The sequence below is a fragment of the Candidatus Binataceae bacterium genome (assembly GCA_035508495.1).
In the GTDB taxonomy this organism is placed as follows: domain Bacteria; phylum Desulfobacterota; class Binatia; order Binatales; family Binataceae; genus JASHPB01.
The window spans coordinates 1-21,395 of the sequence record DATJMX010000086.1 but is presented as its reverse complement, the minus strand read 5'-3'; the positions used below and the strand labels follow the sequence as shown (position 1 = coordinate 21,395).

Here is a 21,395-nt window from a genome sequence, read left to right as displayed (position 1 = left end):
TTTCACCCCGCCGCCGCCACTCGTACCCGTGAAGCACCAGTTCGCCGCACCGTATCTATCGGCCGTGCGACGATTACACCCGCCATCCTGTTTTGCGCGAGGAACTCGTCGAGGTCCTGCTGCACTACGCCACCTTTGCTGCGCGACGCATGCCGCATCGCGATGCGATCACCGTCGTGCACGACGATTCCGGCGTGAAATACATCGAGGTTCTTGCGCGTGGATACGAAGAACAACAGGTCGCCGTCGCGCAGGTGCAGTTTGACTTGCCTGACCGCCGATTTCGGCACGCACCTGACGCGAGCGCGCCGCGGCGGCAAACCCGCGATCATGGTCAGGATTCGATCCTTAGCGCGGATTGGAAGATGCGGAACCGAAATGCGCGTGACAATCCCGTCGCGCACATTGTTGCTAATCCAGTCGGTCATGTAGTGATTGCGGCGCTCCCACTTCACGATGCCGCGATCGTAGCGCAGCTTGCGCAATCGCGCGACGAAGTCATCGACACTATGGGCGCGGGCGAGCGCGAGCACGGTTTCGATGTACGTGACGCAATCGAATGCATCGAGCGAAGCGACCAATACTTCGTCCGTGTCGATCGATCCGATGAGCGGATTCGATTTGTAGGGACGGCCGAGGAACTGCTGCGAGAGAACGTCGATTCGGCTGCCGAGCGACGGCTCGCGTTGCGCTCGAGACAGAAGATACTCCACGCGCCGGCGATTCAGACCCCGTGGTTGCGCGCGATTCATCGAGTGCAAATTCTAGCACGCGCCTGGCGCTTGTCAGCGCTGCTCACCCAGTCGGTTCGAGCCGCAGGATAAAGCCCTGGCTATTGTGAAAGTCGGGCTTGCTCGCCGGATGCATGAGGGCCCAGTACGAGAAACCGTCGTCGGCTTCGATGACGGCATACAGCCCGACACGGAGCGGAGCGCGCGCGTGCTCGTCGGATAGCCGGTCGAGGTGCACCGCAGCATCGAGCTCGAGCTGCGTCGCCGTCGAACGCACCACGATCTCCGGCCGCATCGACTCATCCGCCAGCGGAGCGCCGTCGCGATAGCCGCGCATGCCGTAAATCGTCCACTCACCCGAAGGCGCGAAGTTGAACTCGTGATAAGCCGCTCGCCCCTCGATCGCGATGAAGGCCTCGAAGCAGGTATGCCGCCAGAGTTCTTTCCCGATTCCAGGAGTCGTCGGCGCTGGTACATGGAGGCTGGAGAGATCGCCCTCGAAACGAAATGAAATTGCGAGCCCGGCGCCAGTCCTGCGGACGGATGCTCGAAGCGATCGCACCGCGTTTGAGTGCGTTGCCCGATGACAAGTGAGATCGATCCATTCGTTCGCTTCCATCGGATTTCAGCGGGCCGCGGTGCTGACTTGTTTGGCAGACAGTTCGCCTTGCGGCAAGCCGATCAAAACTTGCGAGCACGGCGATCGGCCTGTATCTGCGCAAGCCGGCGGCCGAAGCGCGCCCGCGAGCATAAAAAGGACAACCGCCGTCCAGCGGTTGCCCTTCAGATCCGAACCGAGTGTGTGCGAGGAGCGTCAGGCGCCGGCGCTATCGAGTTTGGCTTCGTCCGCTGCCGATGGGCCCTCCACCTTATAAAGCTTCTGAGCGTTGCCCCAGAGAATCTTGCGGCGGGTCGGTTCATCGCAGTCGGAGAGGCCGCCCTTGATACGCGCGTGAACTTCGTCGCCGTAGAGCGAAGTCGGATGCGGGAAATCGGTCTCGAACAGGATGTTATCGACGCCGACCTTGTCGAGCAGGCGCCGCGGCGCGGTCTGCTCGAACCAGTAGCAGGCGTAGACGTTGCGCGCGAAATACTCCGACGGCAGCATCTCGTACTCCGGATGCTCCTCGCGCACGCTATTGCCCATGAACTGGTAGTCCATCGCCTCGAGCACGAACGGAATCCATCCGATGCCGCTTTCGACTGAGACGAACTTGATCTTCGGATAGCGCACCAGCACGCCCGACATCAGCAGATCGTTGAGCTGAACGCCGTTGCGCAGGAAGATATCGACGGCGAGCTCGGCGAAGGTCGCCATCCTGCCGTAGCTCTTGATCCGCTCGCGCACCATGCCTTCGGCCATGTCGCCCGAGCCGATATGGAAGCTGATGGGCAAATCGAGCTCGCAGGCGACTTCCCACAGCGGATTCCAATGCGCGTCGCCGATGAGCGGTTTGCCGAAATATTGCGGCTCGCCGGTGAAGAGGATTCCCTTGTGACCCATCTTGGCGCAGCGGCGGACTTCCTCGACCGCCGCATCGACGTCCCAGAACGGGATCGACGTGATCGGCAGCAGGCGGCGCGAGTCGGCTGACGACCATTCGGTCTGCCAGTCGTTGTAGATCCGCACGCAAGTCAGCATCAGCTCGGGATCGTTGAGCTTGAGGAATTGCTGCGCGCCGAAGCCGCCCACGTTCGGGTACATCACCATCGCCCAGATGCCCATGTCGTCCATGTATTTCAGGCGCGCCTTGGCATCGTAAGCGCCGGGATGCATCTCCTCGTAGTTCTTGGGCGGATGCTTGAAGCTGCCGCGGCCGGCGGTCGCCGTCATGCCGACGTGCGACAGCGGGCTGCCCTCGCCCATCGACCAACGCGGTATGCCTTCGCGGCTGTAGATCACGTGTGGCACGCGATCGCGATACTTCTCTGGCGCGCGGCTGGTCCAAAGCTCGGGCGTTTCGGTCACGTGAGTGTCAACGTCAATGATGGAATATCCGCTCATGTTCTGCCTCTATCGATTCGCAAGCGATTCAAAGGCCGCGATGGTCGAATCTCTACCTGTCTTTTAGCGCTTTTTGAGTCAGGCCTCCAAACCTGGCGAGGGCGATCGACATCGGGGCTCCCGAGTCCCTTCGTCACGCATATTGGGTTTATTGCGCTTAAATGATATTCATTGATGTTCAAATCTCAAGGGGACTTCCAAGCCAGTACACATGAAACCAATCAAGGGCCGACGAATTGTTGGTGCAGCTCTACTAATTGTTGCAGCGATGTTCCTGGCTGCGGCCGACTATCAGCAACCGGACAGTGAGAGCCAAGCGGGCGGCCTGATTACCCAGCAGGTAGACGACAATGTCCTCTTCACGCTGGCCGGCAACGTGCGTTCCGAGGCCAATGCCACCAACGATCGCGGCCCCGTGCCCGACACTCTGCCAATGGAGCACATGCTCCTGCAATTGCGGCGGCCGCCGGCGCGCGAACTGGCGCTCACCAGCTTTTTGAGCGAATTACAAGATCGGAAGTCGCCCAACTATCATCATTGGTTGACACCGCAACAGTTCGCCCAGAAGTTCGGTCCTGATAGTCACGATACCGCCCTCGTCAACGGATGGCTTCAGTCCCAAGGCTTCACCGTCAATACTGTCTATCCTAACGGGGCGATCGATTTCTCCGGCGTGGCTTCATCGGTAGCACAGTCCTTCCATGCCCCGATTCATTACCTCGACGTCGACGGTCGCAGTTTTATATCGAATCTGAACGATCCGGCGATTCCGGCGGCGCTCGCTCCCGCCGTGGTCGGCGTGGTCTCCCTGAACAGCTTTAAGCCCCATCCCATGAACATCTCATCGCCGGCCTACACCACCGGGAGTGGACAGTTGGTGGTGCCGGCCGATCTGGCCACGATCTACAACCTGAGTCCGCTTTTTTCCGGGGGTTACTCGGGACAAGGCCAGACGATCGTGGTGATTGAAGACACCGATCTCTATAGCACGTCGGACTGGACCAATTTTCGAAACGAGTTCGGACTGAGCAGCGCCTATCCGAAGGGCTCGCTGACGCAAGTTCATCCGGCGCCGGGAAGCGCTGGCCCCTGCACCGATCCGGGCGTCAATGCCGATGATGCCGAAGCTGCGATCGATGTCGAGTGGGCTTCGGCCGCGGCGCCGAATGCCGCGATCGAATCCGCTTCGTGTGCCGATACGAGCACCACATTCGGCGGCTTCATCGCTTTGCAGAACCTGCTCAGCAATTCGAACAATCCGCCCGCGATCGTGAGCATCAGCTACGGTGAATCGGAAGCGCAACTGGGTGCGGGGTCGAACTCGTACATCAATGGCCTGTACCAACTGGCCGCCGGCGAGGGTGTCTCAGTGTTTGTTGCGGCTGGAGACGAAGGGGCGGCGAGCTCCGACGCTGGCGCGGCGGCGGCAACGCACGGCATCACAGTAAGCGGCTTTGCCTCGACGCCTAACAATGTCGCAGTGGGTGGGACGGACTTTGGCGACACCTACGCCCGCAGCACGAGTACCTACTGGTCCTCGAGCAACAGTTCCACCTTCGGTTCGGCGCGCTCCTACGTGCCCGAGATTCCATGGAACGATTCCTGCGCCAGCCAGCTGATCTCAAGCTACGAAGGCTACAGCACCAGCTATGGCTCCAGCGGTTTCTGCAACAGCAGAAGCGGCAGGAGTTTCCAAGAGGTCGTCGCAGGCAGCGGCGGTCCGAGCGGCTGCGCGACCGGATCGCCGTCGACTTCCGGCGTAGTCAGCGGCAGCTGCGCTGGCTATCCAAAGCCCGCCTGGCAGTCGGTTTTCGGCAATCCCAATGACGGCGTACGCGACATTCCCGACCTGTCGTTATTTGCCGCCAATGGCGTATGGAGCCACTACTACGTGGTGTGCTATTCCGACGCCCGCCGCGGCGGTGCATCCTGCTCGGGTGCGCCGAGCACTTGGTCTGGATTCGGCGGCACCTCGGTTTCGACCCCTGAAATGGCGGCGATACAAGCTCTTGCTAACCAGCGAACCGGCAGCAGGGCCGGCAATCCCAATCCAACCTACTATTCGCTGGCGGACCAGCAATATGGCGCAGCGGGAGACACGTCATGCAATTCCACGCTCGGCAACGGCGTCGCCAGCTCATGTATCTTCAACGATGTGACATTAGGTGATATGGACGTAAACTGCACGAGTAGCAGCGACTGTTACAAGCCCTCGGGCTCGGAGGGTGTGCTGTCGTCCGCGAGTTCGGCTTATCAGCCCTCGTTCGGCGCCGCGGATGGGTGGGACTTTGCGACAGGTATTGGAACGGTCAACGCTTACAACCTGGTGATGAACTTCGGCCCGGCTGGTTCGACCGCGACCCCAACCGCGAGCGCCACCCCTACTCCTACGGCCAGCGCGAGCGCTACGCCGAGTCCCACGGCGACTACCAGCGCTACGCCCAGTCCCACGGCCACCAGGACAGCAACGCCGACCGTCACTCAGACGGCAACGCCGACCGCCAGTCAGACAGCAACGCCGACCGCCAGTCAGACAGCAACGCCGACCGTCACTCAGACAGCAACTGCGACTCCGACCCGGACCGCGACGTCAACTCCGACCCGCACCGCCACGGCTACAAGAACGCGAACTCCTACACCAACCGCAACTCCCAGGCGCTTCATCTTCTGACGCCGTAGAGGAAAGACTCACCACTAAGAGCACAAAAGGCACGAAAGGAAGATGCGGGCTTCGCCCTTTGGGTTTCTACTTTGTGGCTTCGTGCCCTTCGTGGTGAGCCCCGGTTTCACGGAACCGTAAATATGCGACGGCTTCAGGAGCGGGTCAGAAGTTCGAGCACGTGCCCGTTGGGATCCTTGAAGTACACGCCGCGGCCGCCGCGCCAGCTGTTGGTTTTCATGTCGTCCTGCGAGAACGGGCCGCTGCCGTAAGGGATTCCTTCAGCCTTGACGCGGCCGAAGATCGCGTCGAACTCCTCGTCGCTCACGTGGAAGGCGTAGTGATGCATGTCGAACTTCTTCCAGTTGTCGAAATCGAGGGTGAGCGTGTCGTTGATTCGGACCGGCGCGAAGTGACTCATCGGGCCTTCGTAGTTGAGCCCGAAGATCCGCGCGAAGAATTCCGCCGAGGCGACTTTGTCGTGCGCCGGGACGATCGTGTGATTGAGCGTGATTGCCATGACAAACCCTCCATCGAAAAGTTGGAGTTGCGATGCGCGGTCAAACCGGCTTCGATACTTTCTAAAGTAATCGCTTTGCAAAGTCAGTCAAGCAAATCCCGGGCAAAAAAAGAGGCGCCGCGGGTGCGCGCCTCTTGAAATCAAGCTTGGATTTTCTCAGCGCGCGGGGGCGCCGGCGCGCTCGCCTTCGGTTTCGCGGAAACGCAGCAGCGGTTCGAGCGAGCCGACCGATTCGGGCTTGCCCGAGGCCGGCAGTTTTCGCGAGCCGGGTGTCACCTCGAACGGCGAGGTGAGGTTCAGCTCCTTGCCGATCTCGCGCACGGCGGGCAGAACTTCCTTTGCTAACAATTTGATATTGTTGAGGCGGTCTTCCTTCGAGATCGGGCCGTCGTTCTGCCAGAAGGCGAAGATACCGGGGCGCAGCACCTCCAGCACGACGCGCAGCTTCTTAATCACGGTCTCGGGCGTGCCGCAGATCACCTGCATCGAATGCTCGACTTGCGGGAACGCATCGAAGACCTGCTTGCGCACCGCGGCGATGTCGACCTCCTTCTCGCGGTCCTGCCATACGGCCGAGCGATGATCGACCTGCGCACTCGACACCTGCGCGCGCGCCGTGTCGCCGTTCGCATGGCCGTTGGTTTTCGTCGATCCATTGCCGCCCGGATTGCCGAGCGAGGCCCACGGGCTGCCTTCCGACGAATCAGGATCGCTGAATTGCGTCGCGATACGCGCGGTCGCCGCCTTCGAATTGTATCCCGGCGGGAACATGAACTGCGGGCGGCCGAACAGGCTGTAACCGATCCCGGCGCCGCCGAACATGTCGTACTTCGCGATCTCTCTCGCCTTCTCATCGGTCTCGGCGACGTAAACTTTTTGTAGATAGCCGAAGTTCTCGGGGCCGACCTGGTAGCCCTCTTTCGCGGCCGCATCGCGATAGAAATTCCACAGTTCCACGGTTGGCTCGAGGAAGGTCGCGAGCGCGATGTACGGGTAGCGATGCTGCGCGCACCATTCCACGGTCTCGGGGCTCAAAAGGCCGGGAATCCAGATAGGAGGATGCGGCTTCTGCAGCGGCAGGCACCATGGATCGATGAATCGATAATGGAAATGCTTGCCCTCGTAGCGGAACGGACCGGGCTTGGTCCACGCCTGCATGATGACTTCGTGGGCTTCGTTGAATAACTCGCGGTTGAATGCGGGATTCGCGTTGGAGGCGAACTGCTCCGAGCCGCCGCCCCGGACCCATCCGCTGACCAGGCGCCCGCCGGAGATCATGTCGATAATGCCGAGCTCCTCGGCCAGGCGCAGCGGATTGCCGACAATTGGAATCGGATTGCCGAGCAGCACGATCTTCACCTTCTTGGTGATACGCGCCAGGATCGAGGCCTCGACGTTCATCACCGAGCCCATGCAGAACGCGGTGTCGTGATGCTCATTGAGCATCACGCCGTCGAAGCCGAGGTCCTCGGCGAGCACTTTCTCGTCGAGGTATTCGTTTAGAAGCTGCGCGCCCTTCTGCGAATCGAAGTGCTTGTTCTCGATGCCGAAGTAGCCGTTCTTGATGACTTCATCGTTCGACACGTAACGATACGGGCGCTCCGTGAAATACATCGTGTGCATGATGAGTCCTCCCCCGGCGCTCAGCCGAGAAATTTTTGCGTCTCAGCGACGAACCGATCGAGCATTTCGACTTCCGGGCGATGCCCGCATTTGTCGAACACGACCAGTTTCGAATTTTTGATCGCGCGCTGGTAATCCCTGGCCGCGCTGATCGGCACGATCCCGTCCTCTTTACCCCAGACGAGAAGTGTCGGCAGCGAATCGGCGACTCCCAGCAGATGGCCGAGACTCGGATTGTGCATGAACGGCTGCCATGCGAGGCGCGCCGTCTGCGCGCGCGCTTCTTCCATCAGCGAGAAAGCCTGGGGGCTAAGCCCGCCGAACAACTCGGCAAACTCGGGCGTCGCTTCGGGATCGCGCACCGTCGCGCGCAACTGGTCGGGCGCCATGATCTGAAAGAAGTCGGTGATCTCGCCCTCCGACGGTTTGATACCTGCCGGTGCGACCAGAACCATGTGCGCGAACTGATTAGGATTGGCAGCCGCCATTTCCGCCGCGATCCATCCGCCGAGCGAAAATCCGATGACATCGAGCGGCGCCAGTTTCTGCTCGCGGACGAAGATCGAATAGAAGCCCGCGAGATCGCGAATGGTGCGAATCCATTCGGGCGCCGGGCTCACGCCGTACCCGGGATGCATCGGGATGACCAGCTCGCGCTTCTCAGCAAGCGCCGCATTCCACTTGAGCCATCCCGGATATCCAAGCTCGTCATGCAGCACGAGCAGCGGCTTGCCGCGGCCGCCCCTGACGACCGTCAGATCGTATCCCGCAACCCCCACTTGTTCGCTGCGCCAGTTTTGGTTTCCCGCTTCCATTGACACAACCTTCAATTCAATCGAACCAGCGAAAAAGTCAAGCGACTCGCGATCCGCAAGTTTCCTGTTTTCGACCTTGACTAAGGCACATCAGGGCCGGGTGGCATTGCATGTCTGCAATCCCACCTCGTGGTTTGCAGTGTGTATGTGTCCACGAACTCGATGCATCGCGCGTTCACGGAGATTACGTCCCGATAACCGGTCAGGAGCAGCATCGTCCCGCAGGTCGGGCAGAAGTGCCACAAAGCGCGCAGGGATTGCCACGCGTAGGTCGACAGCCCGCGTTTCTGAACTGCGAGTTCCCGGACCGCCTCGCGCGGCACTTTCCAATGGATGAATCCAAAGCGGCGGCAGGTTGAGCAATTGCCTTCAACCAGATTTGCCAGCTCCGCATCTACTTCAAAGCGGGCATTGCCGCAGTGGCACGATACGGTGTAGGGGCGCTCCATCTGTCGTCCAAAGGCATTCGATCACACCCGCCGATTCAAAGAAATGCGCTCAGGCGGCGCGGCGGGGGCGTTTTACGTCTTTGGCCTGCACTTTCTCGGCGACGGGCCGGAACAGGAAGGCGCCGATGTCGGCGGGATCCATCGCGTCGCTAAGGATCATGTCGGCGGTGCCGGTGCGCGAGCGAAGGTCTTTCAGTGCGGCCGCGAGATCCTCGGTCTCGATTTCGTAGAGCGCGAGATACTTATGCTTGATCGGTCCCGGCGCCATCTGCGCGTCGGCGAGACAGAAGCGCTGTGCGGCGACGAAGCCCGGAACATTCAGCACATCGGGAATGTGCGTGTCGTTGTACCAGCGGTTGTACTCGTCCTCTTTGCCCGCGACCGGATTGGTGAGAACGACAAAAGTGTATTTTGCCATCGCTAAAGTTTCTCCTGGAGCGCGGAATTGGTAAGCGGATTCTATGCGCCGACCATTGAAACTGTCTATCGAAGTGGGCTAAGCGGCAGATAGTTTCGCGGTTTCACGCTCTCTGGGAAAGTTGAGAGGAGCACGGCGATGGCGATCACGATCGACAAAATCCCTGGCGTCAAGGACAAGCTCGGCGAAGGGCCGGTGTGGGACGTTACCGAGAAGGCGCTTTACTGGATCGATGGCAACGCGCCCGCGATCCATCGGCTCGATCCCAGGACCAACGCGGTCAAAACGTGGAAGACGCCGAAACCGATCGGCTCGTTCGCGCTGCGCGAGAAGGGCGGCGCCGTGTGCGCCATGACCGACGGCTTCTACTTCTTCGATTTCAATTCGGGCGAGGCCAAGCTCGTCGGCGAGACCGTTGCCAAGCCGGGCACCACGTTCAATGACGGCAAGACCGATCTGCGCGGACGCTTCATCGCCGGCACGCTCGATTCGAAGTTCAAAGGTCCGGCGGGCTCGATCTTCAGCCTCGATGAATCGCTCAAGGTAAGCGTGCTCGAGCCCGAGATCGGATGCACCAACGGTCCGTGCTTCAGTCCCGATAATCGCACCTTCTATTGCTCCGACAGCGTGAGCCGGACAATCGCGGCTTACGACTACGATCTCGCAAGCGGCAAGGTTTCGAACAAGCGCCAATTCGCAGCGCCAAAAGGAGTTGGCGGTGTGCCCGACGGATGCACCGTCGATGCGGAAGGCAACCTGTGGTCGGCGATCGCGGGCGGCGGAAAGATCATTTGCTACAAGCCCGATGGATCAGTCGCGCGCACCGTCGAAGTGCCGGTGCCGATCATCACGAGCACGATGTTCGGCGGCGACGACCTGGACGTGATGTATGCGACATCGATCGGCGAGAAAGTTCTCGGGATGGAGCCCGGACCCGACGGCGGCAGCCTATTTGTGATCCGCGGCCTGGGCGTCAAGGGCAAGCCGGAGCCGCGCTTCAAAGGCTGACCTAGCGCGCGAGCTTGGCGCGCACCTGGTCTTCGATCCAGCGGTAAGTCTCGGCGAGACCCTGCTCGAGCGAGACTTCGGGTACCCATCCGAGCACCTGGCGCAAACGGGTGTTGTCGGAGTTGCGTCCGCGCACGCCCTGCGGTCCCGGGATGTGCTTCTTCGCGATCTTGATCCCGGCGATCGCGGCGACCATATCGGCCAGCTCGTTAATCGTGACCATCCGATCCTGCCCGAGGTTGAGCGGCTCGCGATAGTTCGAATGAATCAGCTTGTCGATGCCGGTGACGCAATCGTCGATGTAACAGAACGAGCGGGTCTGCTCGCCGTCGCCCCAGATTTCGATCTCGGGTTTGTTGGTTAACTTGGCGACCGCGACTTTGCGGCAGAGCGCGGCCGGTGCCTTCTCACGCCCGCCCTCCCAGGTGCCGTAAGGGCCGAAGATATTGTGGAAGCGCACGATACGCGTCTCGATGCCGTAGTCCTCGCGATAGTGCGTGCAGAGTCGCTCAGTGATCAGCTTCTCCCAACCGTAGGCGTCCTGCGGCTGTGCCGGATACGCATCTTCTTCGCGCAGCGGCGTGACGTTGGTCTCGGTCTGCTTGAACTCGGGATAAACGCAGGCTGACGAGCTGTAGAGATAGCGCTTGACGCCGTTCTGGCGCGCGGCTTCGAGGGTGTGAAAGTTGATGGTCGCGTTGTTGTAGAGGATCTGCGAGTGATGGGCCGAGATGAAGCCCATCCCGCCCATGTCGGCCGCGAGCGCATAGACCTCGTCGATTCCGCGCGTGGCGGCAAGGCAGTTCTCCAGCAGGCGCATATCGAGGATCTGGAATTCGTCGCAGTCGCTCGCACGAAACTCGGGCGCTTTGACATCGACGCCGCGAACCCAGCATCCGTCGCTTCTCAGCCGGCTGGCAAGATGGCTGCCGATGAAGCCGCCGGCGCCGGTGATCAATACCTTTGTGGGCATAACTCTTTGTGGGCTCAGTGATACTCGATGTTTGAGTGAGAGAATGTTGGACGCGATGTGGCGAAATTGTCACACGCACCTGTCGGTAAGTCAATTTGAGGATCCGAGCGCTGAGTCAGTCGTTCCGGGCCGTCGCGAGCTCGCCGCGTCGCGATCCGGAGCGATCCCCGCCTTCGGTTGATCAAGATCGGTTAAAAAGTAAATTAAGTTTAGCTAAACTAATTTGTGCCATGTAAAACTGCGTGTAGACCTAATACCACCATCTGGCAAAGTAGGAACTACCGCACACATTGTCGGGCAATCGACAATTTTGTCATGATTTATCGATTATTTCGTGCATCTATCAGCTATGACAAGCCTGATTGTTCATACATTCCGTCCAAAAGTTACCGATTAAATTCGTAGCGATGCTGAAAAAATCCCAATTGCACATAATATCGTTCAAATAACGTTAAAGACAAAGACTGCTTGTTATAAGCTCGGATTACCGTCTATAAATCCTGTGGGCGGGCAACTCCCAGTATAGATAAACCTCTGAACCGCTATCGGCTCCTACGCCAATCGAAGTGAATGAGCGTGAAAATGCCGGACAGAACGCTAATTTCGTATCGCCAGAACATGCAGACATCGCATGGATGGCGGACGCCTGCTCTTAGTTAGATTTGCAACGTTTACGATAGATTTGCAAGTACCGTGATGATGGCCTCGATCTCGACCGTCTTCGGCCTGACATTAATAGAAATGCGTCTGACTAAACACGCGCCGCGAAGTTTTCCGGCTAGGCATGGGCTTCGTTCGTAAGGAGTAAAAGGGGATGTTCACCAAGTCTTCGATCGCTATTGGTCTGCTGAGCGGACTCCTGTTGCTGCCGCCCCAGGCCTACTGCGCCGATATTGCCGGCAAGGTCGCCAATTCCCAGGATTCTCCGGCTCTGCCGGCGCATGTCAGCGTCAAGGACAAGAACGGCAGTATCGTCGGCCAGGCCGATGCTGACTCTGTCGGGCATTATCGGATTCGTGGGCTTTCGAGCGGCGAATACGACATCACGCTCAATCTTCCCGGCACCAAGTACCTCGGCCAGACGATTCAGACTGGCCTTCGCCCCGAGGGTCTCTGCCTCGACTGGAGGGTCTCCGAAACGGCAGCCGCGCTTGCGACCGGTCGCCCGGGCGCAACTCTGGGCGCGTGCGAGGCCGCGGCAGCCGCTGGCAGTGGTGCAGGACTCGGACTGGCGCTGGGTGCAGGCGCGGTCGTCGTAGGCGGCGGCGTGATTGGCGGTCTGGCCGCTGGCGGCGTATTCAATGGCGGCGGTGGCGGAACGCCCCCCAAGCCGGCCAGTCCCGGAATCTAACATTACCCTGCCTTTCCTCTAACGTGGCTGGCTCTCGGCCACGGATTTTCCCTAATCAGAACATCGATTTTCGTTCCGAACTCCAAATCTTCTTTGGTAGCGCAGTGCATCCGTGCATGCGCTTGCAAGTCCGATTGTCGCGTCCGCGACGTATCGATTGACCGCGGAGAACTTCCCGATGCGCATTCGTAACGCTCTTCGCCTGACATTCGTGGTGTTTGGCTCCGTGGGCATGATCTTCTCGGCATGCGCCCCACAAGCGACTCAGGATCCCCCTGCAACGGGTCCCGCGCGGACTGCGATGGTATCGCCAACGACTTCGCCACCGCCCGCGGATCTAAGCCCCGAATCCATGGGGCAGCTCAACAAGCTTTGGCAGGACCGCCTGGCTGAGGCGCAGGATTTTCCAATCGGTGCCGGCGATGTGCTCGAAATCTCGATCGCGAACGTGAAGGAGATCGAGGACCGCACGGTCCGCGTCGACGGCAAGGGCGACATCCTGTTGCCGCTGGTCGGCTCGGTTCACGTTGCGGGACTCACCGAACCGCAAGTCAGCGACAAGCTCGCCGACGCGCTGCATAAATATGTCTATCATCCCGAGATCAACCTGCTCGTGAAGACTTACTCGAGCAGAGTGGTGGGCGTAATGGGCTCGGTGCGGACCCCGGGGCTCTACGTTCTAAACGGCCCTGACGACACGATCCACGATCTGATCGAACGGGCGGGCGGCCTTGCCGACAACGCCTCGCATGAGGTGCTGCTGAGTCCCGCACTGCCGGGCGCAAAGAGCGCAGAGGCGCTTTCGCAGCAGTACGCCGACGGTGCGGCCGCACTGAGCAAGCATCCCGCAAACGGCGGGATCGTCAACAATGCGGACGCCCAGGTTTCCGGCGGAATCACCCAGGCCGCGCTCGAGGTAAATCATTCTCCCTTCGTGCAAGCGCCGTCGGCGAGCGATTTCGACGCCGCGTCAGCCTACGTCATCGAGCTCGATGGCGGCGGCCAGGCGCACAAGTACGTCAACCTGCCGTTGCGGCCCGGTGACACTTTGTTTGTTCCGCCGGCCGGCCAGATCTCAGTGGTTGGCTGGGTCTATCATCCCTCGGTCATGCCGGTGAGCCATGGCCTGACGGCGCTCGGCGCGGTTTCCGCGGCGGGCGGTCTGATGTATGCCGCCGATCCCGCTTCGGTGAAGATCATGCGCCACGAAGCGGACAACCAAACCAGGATTATCGATGTGGATCTCGCTGCGGTCCAGAAAGGGGAAGCGACTGACGTTGCGCTGCAGGCCAATGACATCGTTGAGGTCGGCTACTCAACGATGAAGATCCCCGGCTATGCGCTGTACTACGCAGCGCAGGGAATCGTTTCATTCGCGCCGGCTGCCGCGCTGGTGAGCGGACTATAATGCGCCAAGTCACACTACTCGATCCCGGCGAAGAGACCCGTTTCATCGAAGCGCGGCCCATTCGCCCCACCCACTCTTTCGGCCCCGACGCATGGTTGGACTTTCACGAGTATCGCCGGATTCTGCAAAAGCATCTGCGCCTAGTCATCGTGATCACGATGGTGTGCGCGGGCTTTGCCCTGGTCCGCGACCTGATGTCGGAGCCGACCTATACGGCCAGCACGACGCTGCTGATCCGCGCCGCACCGTCGCTAGTCTATCAGAACGAGAATCTTTCGCTCTCCGGATCGCAGGATGCGTCCCAGGAGCCCTACGACGATACCCAAAACGAGCTCTTGAAGTCCGCGAGCCTGGCGACGCGAGTCATCCAGGAGCAAGGCCTGGCGAAGCCTGAACCGCATCCGGCGCATCGCGCCGGATCGTCGTCGTCGTTCGTCAATACGATCCGCAACACGGTCGCCAACTGGTTCCCCGGACTCGCACTGAAGCGCCCGACGACGGCGGCCGACGAAGATCCTCTCGCCGAGGCGGTTCCGCGCTCGACAATCGGCTGGTACCTCGGATCGCTCCAGGTCAAGCCGATCGAAAATACTCAGCTGGTGCGGCTGGAGTTCACGGCCGCCGATCCCAACCTCGCCGCGAAGATCGCGAACGCTCACGCGCGCGCTTATATCCAGCGCGGCGTCGAGCTGAACGCGCAAGCCACCGACGAGGCGCAAAAATACCTCAATACCAAGCTCGACGAGTTGAAACGCCGCGTCGAGCAATCCGAACTCGCACTCAACAATTATCGGCGCGACAAGGGGATCATCCCGGGGCTGATCTCGCTTAACGGCAATCAGGACGTCATCGTCGAACAGCTCAACAAGCTCGATCGCGATCTGCAGGACGCGCACCTCAAGACCATCACGCTCGGCACCCAGCTCGAGCTCGTCAAGGCTGGACGCACCGATGCGCTGCCTCAGGTGATGGACAACAAAGTCATCCAGGGCCTCAAGGCTGATCTCGACCAGCTCGAGTCGAAATACGCCAGCATGCGCGGCGAATACACCGACGATTATCCCGAGATGCGCGAGCTGCGCGAAAAAATCGACGGCTCGCGCACCGTCATCGATCGTGAGCTCAAGACCACCGTCGCCAACGTCAACGAGGAGTACCAGGCCTCGCTCAAAAGCGAGCAGGCGATCGCGGCCGAGCTCGATAAACAGAAGAGCTTCGCGCTCGGCCTCAACGACGCCGCGATCAAGTACGTGATGCTCGAGCGCGAGGCGGAAACCAATCGCGAGCTTTACGACACCATCCTGAAGCGGATTAAGAATCTCGCCGTGGCTGGCGATGCGCACGCCACCAGCGTCTCGGTCGTCGATATGGCGCAACCGCCCGGCAGCCCCTCGAGCCCGCGCACCAGGCGCGATGTCATGGCCGGCACCATGCTCGGGCTGTTGCTCGGCATCTGCGCCGCGCTCTTCATCGAGCGGCTCGACAACACGCTCAAGACCCCCGAGGAGATGGAGCGTTACCTGAAGCTGCCGAGCCTTGCGACGATTCCCGATTTCACCAGCGCGATCTCCGTCACCTCGCGCTACAACATCAGCTACATCACCAAGCCGCAGTTGATGGATATGAGGACGGACGAAATGCACGGCCGCGACCTCATCGCGACTTACGGCAAGTATTCCGTGCTGGGCGAATCGTTCCGCCATTTGCGCAGCGCGCTGCGATTGTCACGCGCGGGCGCGCCGCCGAAAACGATCATGATCAGCAGCGCGCTGCCCGGCGAGGGCAAGAGCACGGTGGCGGTGAACACGGCCTCGGTTTTTGCCCGCACTGGATCGACGGTGCTGCTGATCGACGGCGACCTGCGGCGTCCGCGATGCCATCGCTTGCTCGATCTGAAGAATCGCGCCGGCTTGACCGAGGCGCTGACCGGCGCGGGCGGCATCGAACTCATCCAGCCGACTCCGGTCGAGAACCTGTTTCTCCTGAGCTGCGGCCGCATTCCGCCCAATCCGAGCGAGCTGCTCGGCTCGGAGCGCATGAAAGCCTTTCTCGACGAAGTGTCACAGCAGTATGACTATGTGATTATCGATTCGTCGCCGGTGATGCTGGTGAGCGATCCGCTCGATCTGTCATGCCTTGTCGATGGGGTCGTGCTAATCGCGGCGGGCGGGCATACGCCGCGTCATCAGGTAATGGCGGCCCTCGGGCGTCTGGAAAGCGTCGACGCCAAGATCCTGGGCGTCGTGTTGAACAAGGTGCGGCTGCACAAGGCCGACTTTCCGCATTACTTTTCCAAGGGTTACCAGGGCTACTACAACGGACTCGACAGTGCGGCGGAGTTCGACGAATCGTCGCTCGACGACACCGCCGCGGTGCGCCAATTCCCCCGCAGCGAGAGCGAGCGCGCCTGAGCCGCGGCGGTTCGGTTCTGCAAATTCACGATCGCATGCGAAATCGTCTGGTCGATCTGACCGATCGCCTCGTGGTGGGCGGATTGGTCGTGCTCATCCTGGCCACGCCGATCTGCTTCGGCACGGTGCATCCGTGGGCCTATCACGCGGCCGAGACCATTGCGTTCGCGATGCTCGCCGCGGTGCTGCTGCGGATGCGCGAGGAGCGCCCGGCGCACAAGGGAATCGCGGAGGTCTGGAAAATCGCGATTCCCGCGGCTGCGCTGATCGGGCTCGTCGGATTCCAGTTGCTGCCGCTTCCGCCGGCTCTGCTGCATATGCTGTCGCCGCATACCTACGACCTATATGAACACACGCTGCGCGGATGGCCGGGCACGATTGACTATCCCGCGCCATCCACGGCTCAGCCCTCGAACGCTGACAGCCAGACTGTCGTGATGCCGACGCAGAGTGAAGTCGCCGGCGGCGCGCAGGTTCCGTTTACCGCGCATCATAAGGCCGCGAAGACCGATTCGGCCCCGGTCGTCGGCGCTGCTCCCGCCGGCGCTGGAATCTACGCCTCGACGTGGCGATCGATCTCGCCGGCGCCACTGCTCGGGATCGCAAGCGCGCTCAAGTTCCTCGCCGGCGTCGCGCTTTTCATCATCGTCGCGATCTATCCGATCACTGCCGAGACGCCGCCCACTGACGAGGATCCGCTGACGCGCCTGCTCATCCGCGTGATCCTGCTGAGCGGATTCTGCGTTGCCGCGCTGGGCCTGGTGCAGCAGGCCACCTGGAACGGCAAGATACTATGGTTCTACGTGCCGCTCGATTGGCGCGCGCCGAATCTCAATCGCCCGCGCATGATGGGCCCGTTCGTCAATCCCGATCACTTCGCGGCCTATCTCGCGATGATCGCGCCGCTCTTCATCGCGCGCGCGTGGCGCGGACTCGCGCCTTCCGACGATTCCCGCGAGCGCGACGAAGCCGGCCCGATTCTATGCAGCGCCGCCCTGGTTATCGTCATCTGCGCGATCCTGCTCAGCCAATCGCGCGCGATTTGGGGCGCGGCAGTCGTCTCGCTCGCCATCTTCACAATTCTCACGAGCCGCCTCCGCACGCCGTCAGTCTTTCGTTCCCGCCGGGGCGGCCTCGTCACCTGGATTCCGATCCTTGCCCTTGCAGCTATCGTCGTCGCAGCGCTTGCCGTCGCGATCATCGGTTCTGCCGGACGCGATCAAATCGATACTCGCGTCGGGACCAGCATGGCCGGCGGCCTCGACCTCTGGCATCGCGTCGATATCTGGCGCGACACGCTCAGGATGTTCCGCGATCACGCGCTGCTGGGCGTCGGCTTCGGCGCGTGGCCCGAGATGTTCCCGCATTACCAACGCGGAGCGTGGCCCGCCGAGTTCCTGCGCAACGCCCACAACGACTATGTCGAGGCGGCCGCCGAGCTCGGCATCCTAGGCGTCCTTGCCTTTATGACGATCGGCTGGCGCATCGCGCGCCTCGTATGGCGCCGCTGGAGCGCGATCGCGCCCCGCGCGCAGCTCACCATCGTCGCCCTCGTCGCCGGGATGACCGCCGAGGGCTTTCACGAGGCCTTCGACTTCAGCCTCACCATTCCCGCGATCGGCTTCCTGTTCGCGATCTTCGCCGGCCTCACGGTGCGGATTGCCGTCGCGCGCGCGCCCGAGCCCGCCCCGGCGATTCGCGCCCGCAGCCTCGGCTGGCGCGCCGCCCCGTATGCCGCCGCCTTCGCCCTGATGCTCGCCGTATGCTCGCAGCTCCAGGCGAGCGTCGTCTATCCGTACTACCCCGTTGCCGCGACCTTTACCGAGGCGCGCGCGATGACCCTGCTCCATCCGGCCAACGCCGGCACCCACCTCGCGCTCTCTTCATGGTACGGCGAGACCCCGGCCGGGATGAGCGAAGTCGCGCGCGCGGTGTGGATCGATCCGCGCAACCCCTTCTCGCGCGATCTCTACGCCCGCTACCTCTACAACGACGGCCAGTATCTCGCCTCGCTGAACCAGCTCTCGCTGTCCGTGATGTGGGCGCCGCTCTACTCCGATCACATCTATCTTAACGCGCGGTTTATCCCCTACCTGTCGCCGCCCGAGCGCGGCGCTATCGAGCGCGGCCTCGCCGAGGCCATCGAGCGCGGCTACGCCGACGCCTTCGCCACCCTCGGCCAGTTCTATGTCGATACCAGCCGCATCGCCGATGCCGCCCGCACCTACGAGCGCGGCGCCGAGGCCGCCGACAGCCCCGCGCGCCGCGTCCAGCTCCTGATGCTCGCCGGTGAGGCCTACGTCAATGTCGGCCAGCTGGACGATGCCGCGCGCGACTTCAACGCCGCCCGCGCCGCGCGCCCCGACGACGCCGCGCCCTGCGTCGCGCTGCTCGCCCAGGTGATGATGCCGCGCAAGGACGTGGCCGGCGCGCAGGATCTCCTCAAAGCGGGCCTCGACGCCGGCGCCGATCCGGCGCCGCTGCTCGCCGCCTTCGCCCAGGTCGCGCTCGCCGCCGGCCGGCCCGAGCTCGCCCGCGATGCGCTCGTCAAGATGGTCGACTACCAGCCCACCTACGACAATTTGTTAGCGCTGGGCGCGTTCTACGCCGCCGATCATGACTACACCCGCGCCGCCGAGGCCTTGCGCCGCGCCACCGACGTCGATCCGCAGAACCCGCGCGCCTGGTTCGAGCTGGCCGGCGCCGAAGACGCCGCCTACCAGTATGTCGCCGCCGATCGCGACTACCTGCGCGCCGCCGATCTCGATCCGGGCGATGCCGCGATGCGCGCGCGCTACGCCGCCTTCAAACAAAAACTCGCCGCCGGCCGCGCCGACGCCAGCGCCCAGGCCGCCAACCCCGTAAACAACTAGTGAACACCCCGGCCAACCTCACCAGCGGCCGCCTCCTGGCCCGCAACACGATGATCAATCTGGCCGGCGATGCCGCACCATTCCTGGTCGCGATCGTCGCCATCCCGATGCTAATCCGCGGCCTCGGCGTCGATCGCTACGGCGCGCTGACCCTGGTGATTCTGGCGGTCGGATACTTCGGCGCTTTCAATTTCGGGCTCGGCAAGGCCGCCACCAAGTACATCGCCGCGGCCGCCGCCTCCGACGATCATTCGCAAATCCCGGCCTACTTCTGGACCTCGCTCCTCATGATGTTCGGCTTCGGCGTATGCGGCGCGGTACTCGCCGTCGCGCTGAGCCCCTGGATCGTCGGCCACGTCCTCAAGGTCGCGCCCGCCGCGCAGGCCGAGAGCCTGCACGCGCTCTATGTGCTCGCGATCTCGCTGCCCTTCCTCATCAGCAGCAGCAGCACGATCGGCGCGCTGGCCGCGTTTCAGCGCGTCGACCTGATCAAGGCGGTCAACGTCCCCTCCAATATCCTTTACTATCTCGCGCCGCTGCCGATGCTGGCGTTTTCCCATCGCCTCGGATGGATCGTCGGCTCGATCGTGATCGTCCGCGTTGCAACGTGGCTCGCGTATTTCCTGATATGCCTTCGGGTCCTGCCCGAGCTCCGGCAGAAAATCACCCCGCACCGCGATCTGGTGCGCCCGATGCTGGGTTTCGGCGGATGGGTCACCGTCTCCGACGCGCTCTCGCATGCGATGGAATACGCCGACCGCTTCATCATCGGCGCCCTGGTGTCGGTGGCGGCGGTCGCATATTACGCGGTGCCATTCCAGGTCACCAACAAGGTGCGGATGATTCCGGGCGCGATCTCGGGCGTGATGTTTCCGGCCTTCTCGACCTCGCTCGCCACCGATCCGGCGCGGACCGTGGTGCTCTTCGAGCGCTCAGTCCGTTACATCCTGCTCGCGATGTTCCCCATCGTCCTGCTCGTCGTCACGCTCGCGCCCGAGGGCCTGACTCTGTGGCTCGGCCCCGACTTCGCCGTGCACAGCGCGGCCGTGATGCGCTGGATCGCGGTCGGGATGTTCATCAATAGCCTCGATTGGACGCCGCACACCCTGCTCCAGGCCGCGCATCGTCCGGACCTGACGGCCAAGGTTTACCTCGTCGAGCTTCCGTTCTTCCTGCTGGCGCTGTGGCTGGTGCTGCCAAGGTACGGAGTGGAAGGCGCCGCGGTCGTCTATGCGATCCGCGCGGTCGCCAACGCGGCTCTGCTCTTCGCGATGGCTTGCCGGATGCTGCCGAACCTGCTCGCCGCCACGCTTCGCCTGGTGAAAGTGGCCGCCGCCGCCCTGGCAGTAATCGCGATCGGCATCGTCCCGGCGACCCTACCGGCAAAAGAACTCTACCTCGCCGCGATCCTCGGCCTCGCCGCGATCGTTGGCTGGAGCGCGATGCTCGAACCCGAAGAAAAAGATTTCCTGCGTATGCAGCTTCGACAGGTCCGCTTCTTAAAAGAGCAGAGAGCCTGACACCGTGACCAAGGACAATTTCGATTGCGGACAAATTGCGATCCCGCACCGCGCGGAGCGCGCGGCCTCGTCCACCTTAACCGACCGCTGCGCCTGGGCTACCTCGCATTTGCCGATGCTGTCGCCGGACGCAGGCCGCGCTCTCATCGCGATGCGGGTCACATAATTCACCTCGTACTCGAGCCGCGGCTCTCCGGGCGTGGCGCTATCCACTAGTGAGCAAGGAAACCCGCATCTCAATCGCGATGGCCGTTTGTAACGGCGAACGCTTTGTTCGCGAGCAACTTGAAAGTTTTTCGCGGCAGACGCGTCTGCCGGATGAGTTGATCGTCAGCGACGATGCATCGACGGACGATAGCATCGAAATAGTACGGAGTTTCGCCGCGACCGCGCCTTTTACCGTAAGAGTGCTCGCCAATCAAAAGAACCTCGGCTGCTCGAAGAACTTCGAACGCGCTATTCAAGCTTGCACAGGTGACTTGATTTTCCTGAGCGATTGGGACGACGTTTGGCTCCCGAACAAAATCGCGGTCATGGAGAGGGCTTTCCGGCAATGGCCGAGCGCTGGCGTCGTCATTTCCTGCCGTCAGTACGTCGATGAAAACCTCGCCCCGATGAAGAGGAGCGAACA

Annotated in this window: 16 protein-coding genes; 8 read left to right on the top strand and 8 right to left on the bottom strand. The window is 61.9% G+C overall.

The features are described 5' to 3' along the window. Positions 1-2 precede the first annotated feature (2 nt). The 3 genes from VMA09_24290 to VMA09_24280 all read right to left on the bottom strand — a co-directional run bounded on the left by VMA09_24290 (position 3) and on the right by VMA09_24280 (position 2,736). Positions 3-752, bottom strand: coding sequence for an N-acetylmuramoyl-L-alanine amidase-like domain-containing protein (locus tag VMA09_24290; GenBank protein ID HUA36747.1), 750 nt, complete (start codon positions 750-752; stop codon positions 3-5). 43 nt (positions 753-795) lie between these two features. Beyond that, positions 796-1,350: a DOMON-like domain-containing protein gene (locus VMA09_24285; GenBank protein ID HUA36746.1), complete on the bottom strand. Its 555-nt coding sequence runs from the start codon at positions 1,348-1,350 to the stop codon at positions 796-798. Positions 1,351-1,545: 195 nt separating this feature from the next. After that, positions 1,546-2,736 (bottom strand): amidohydrolase family protein, encoded by a 1,191-nt coding sequence (locus VMA09_24280; protein HUA36745.1) that lies wholly within the window; start codon positions 2,734-2,736, stop codon positions 1,546-1,548. 268 nt (positions 2,737-3,004) lie between these two features. On the opposite strand from VMA09_24280, the gene VMA09_24275 reads away from it, so the two are divergent. Next, on the top strand, positions 3,005-5,407 hold the full coding sequence (locus VMA09_24275) for a protease pro-enzyme activation domain-containing protein (GenBank protein ID HUA36744.1): 2,403 nt from the start codon (positions 3,005-3,007) through the stop codon (positions 5,405-5,407). A 142-nt stretch (positions 5,408-5,549) separates the two neighbouring features. On the opposite strand, the gene VMA09_24270 is transcribed toward VMA09_24275, so the two are convergent. From VMA09_24270 to VMA09_24255, 4 genes are all read right to left on the bottom strand, one after another. Continuing rightward, a complete protein-coding gene (locus VMA09_24270; GenBank protein HUA36743.1) occupies positions 5,550-5,996 on the bottom strand; it encodes a VOC family protein in 447 nt (148 codons plus the stop codon). 75 nt (positions 5,997-6,071) lie between these two features. Next, entirely contained in the window at positions 6,072-7,538 is a 1,467-nt protein-coding gene (locus tag VMA09_24265; GenBank protein HUA36742.1) for an LLM class flavin-dependent oxidoreductase, read from the bottom strand. Between the two features lie 20 nt (positions 7,539-7,558). Further along, positions 7,559-8,353, bottom strand: coding sequence for an alpha/beta hydrolase (locus tag VMA09_24260; GenBank protein ID HUA36741.1), 795 nt, complete (start codon positions 8,351-8,353; stop codon positions 7,559-7,561). A 498-nt stretch (positions 8,354-8,851) separates the two neighbouring features. After that, positions 8,852-9,220, bottom strand: a complete 369-nt coding sequence (locus VMA09_24255) for a hypothetical protein (protein ID HUA36740.1) — start codon at positions 9,218-9,220, stop codon at positions 8,852-8,854. A gap of 138 nt (positions 9,221-9,358) precedes the next feature. Here VMA09_24255 and VMA09_24250 point away from each other — a divergent pair, with 138 nt between their 5' ends. Continuing rightward, positions 9,359-10,228 (top strand): SMP-30/gluconolactonase/LRE family protein, encoded by an 870-nt coding sequence (locus tag VMA09_24250; GenBank protein ID HUA36739.1) that lies wholly within the window; start codon positions 9,359-9,361, stop codon positions 10,226-10,228. Position 10,229: 1 nt separating this feature from the next. Here the strand turns inward: VMA09_24250 and VMA09_24245 are convergent, their stop codons facing one another. Further along, entirely contained in the window at positions 10,230-11,201 is a 972-nt protein-coding gene (locus VMA09_24245) for an NAD-dependent epimerase/dehydratase family protein (protein ID HUA36738.1), read from the bottom strand. Between the two features lie 814 nt (positions 11,202-12,015). Between VMA09_24245 and VMA09_24240 the strand changes: the two genes are divergently transcribed. From VMA09_24240 to VMA09_24215, 6 genes are all read left to right on the top strand, one after another. Further along, complete coding sequence (locus tag VMA09_24240) at positions 12,016-12,552, top strand: carboxypeptidase-like regulatory domain-containing protein (GenBank protein ID HUA36737.1); 537 nt, start codon at positions 12,016-12,018, stop codon at positions 12,550-12,552. Between the two features lie 178 nt (positions 12,553-12,730). Continuing rightward, a complete protein-coding gene (locus tag VMA09_24235) occupies positions 12,731-13,960 on the top strand; it encodes a polysaccharide biosynthesis/export family protein (GenBank protein ID HUA36736.1) in 1,230 nt (409 codons plus the stop codon). Next, positions 13,960-16,371, top strand: a complete 2,412-nt coding sequence (locus VMA09_24230) for a polysaccharide biosynthesis tyrosine autokinase (protein HUA36735.1) — start codon at positions 13,960-13,962, stop codon at positions 16,369-16,371. Before VMA09_24235 ends, VMA09_24230 begins: the two co-directional genes overlap by 1 nt. 35 nt (positions 16,372-16,406) lie before the next feature. Further along, complete coding sequence (locus VMA09_24225; protein ID HUA36734.1) at positions 16,407-19,244, top strand: O-antigen ligase family protein; 2,838 nt, start codon at positions 16,407-16,409, stop codon at positions 19,242-19,244. Beyond that, complete coding sequence (locus VMA09_24220) at positions 19,244-20,764, top strand: flippase (protein ID HUA36733.1); 1,521 nt, start codon at positions 19,244-19,246, stop codon at positions 20,762-20,764. The genes VMA09_24225 and VMA09_24220 overlap by 1 nt, the downstream gene beginning before the upstream one ends. Positions 20,765-20,979: 215 nt before the next feature. Beyond that, the coding region (locus VMA09_24215) for a glycosyltransferase (GenBank protein ID HUA36732.1) at positions 20,980-21,395 on the top strand (416 nt) is incomplete at its 3' end.

Excerpts from the sequence above, each read along its gene's own strand:
- VMA09_24290 (HUA36747.1), bottom strand. The coding sequence starts at position 752 with ATGAATCGCGCGCAACCACGGGGTCTGAATCGCCGGCGCGTGGAGTAT.
- VMA09_24285 (HUA36746.1), bottom strand. The coding sequence starts at position 1,350 with ATGGAAGCGAACGAATGGATCGATCTCACTTGTCATCGGGCAACGCAC.
- VMA09_24280 (HUA36745.1), bottom strand. The coding sequence starts at position 2,736 with ATGAGCGGATATTCCATCATTGACGTTGACACTCACGTGACCGAAACG.
- VMA09_24275 (HUA36744.1), top strand. The coding sequence starts at position 3,005 with ATGTTCCTGGCTGCGGCCGACTATCAGCAACCGGACAGTGAGAGCCAA.
- VMA09_24265 (HUA36742.1), bottom strand. The coding sequence starts at position 7,538 with ATGCACACGATGTATTTCACGGAGCGCCCGTATCGTTACGTGTCGAAC.
- VMA09_24260 (HUA36741.1), bottom strand. The coding sequence starts at position 8,353 with ATGGAAGCGGGAAACCAAAACTGGCGCAGCGAACAAGTGGGGGTTGCG.
- VMA09_24255 (HUA36740.1), bottom strand. The coding sequence starts at position 9,220 with ATGGCAAAATACACTTTTGTCGTTCTCACCAATCCGGTCGCGGGCAAA.
- VMA09_24250 (HUA36739.1), top strand. The coding sequence starts at position 9,359 with ATGGCGATCACGATCGACAAAATCCCTGGCGTCAAGGACAAGCTCGGC.
- VMA09_24245 (HUA36738.1), bottom strand. The coding sequence starts at position 11,201 with ATGCCCACAAAGGTATTGATCACCGGCGCCGGCGGCTTCATCGGCAGC.
- VMA09_24240 (HUA36737.1), top strand. The coding sequence starts at position 12,016 with ATGTTCACCAAGTCTTCGATCGCTATTGGTCTGCTGAGCGGACTCCTG.
- VMA09_24235 (HUA36736.1), top strand. The coding sequence starts at position 12,731 with ATGCGCATTCGTAACGCTCTTCGCCTGACATTCGTGGTGTTTGGCTCC.
- VMA09_24230 (HUA36735.1), top strand. The coding sequence starts at position 13,960 with ATGCGCCAAGTCACACTACTCGATCCCGGCGAAGAGACCCGTTTCATC.
- VMA09_24225 (HUA36734.1), top strand. The coding sequence starts at position 16,407 with ATGCGAAATCGTCTGGTCGATCTGACCGATCGCCTCGTGGTGGGCGGA.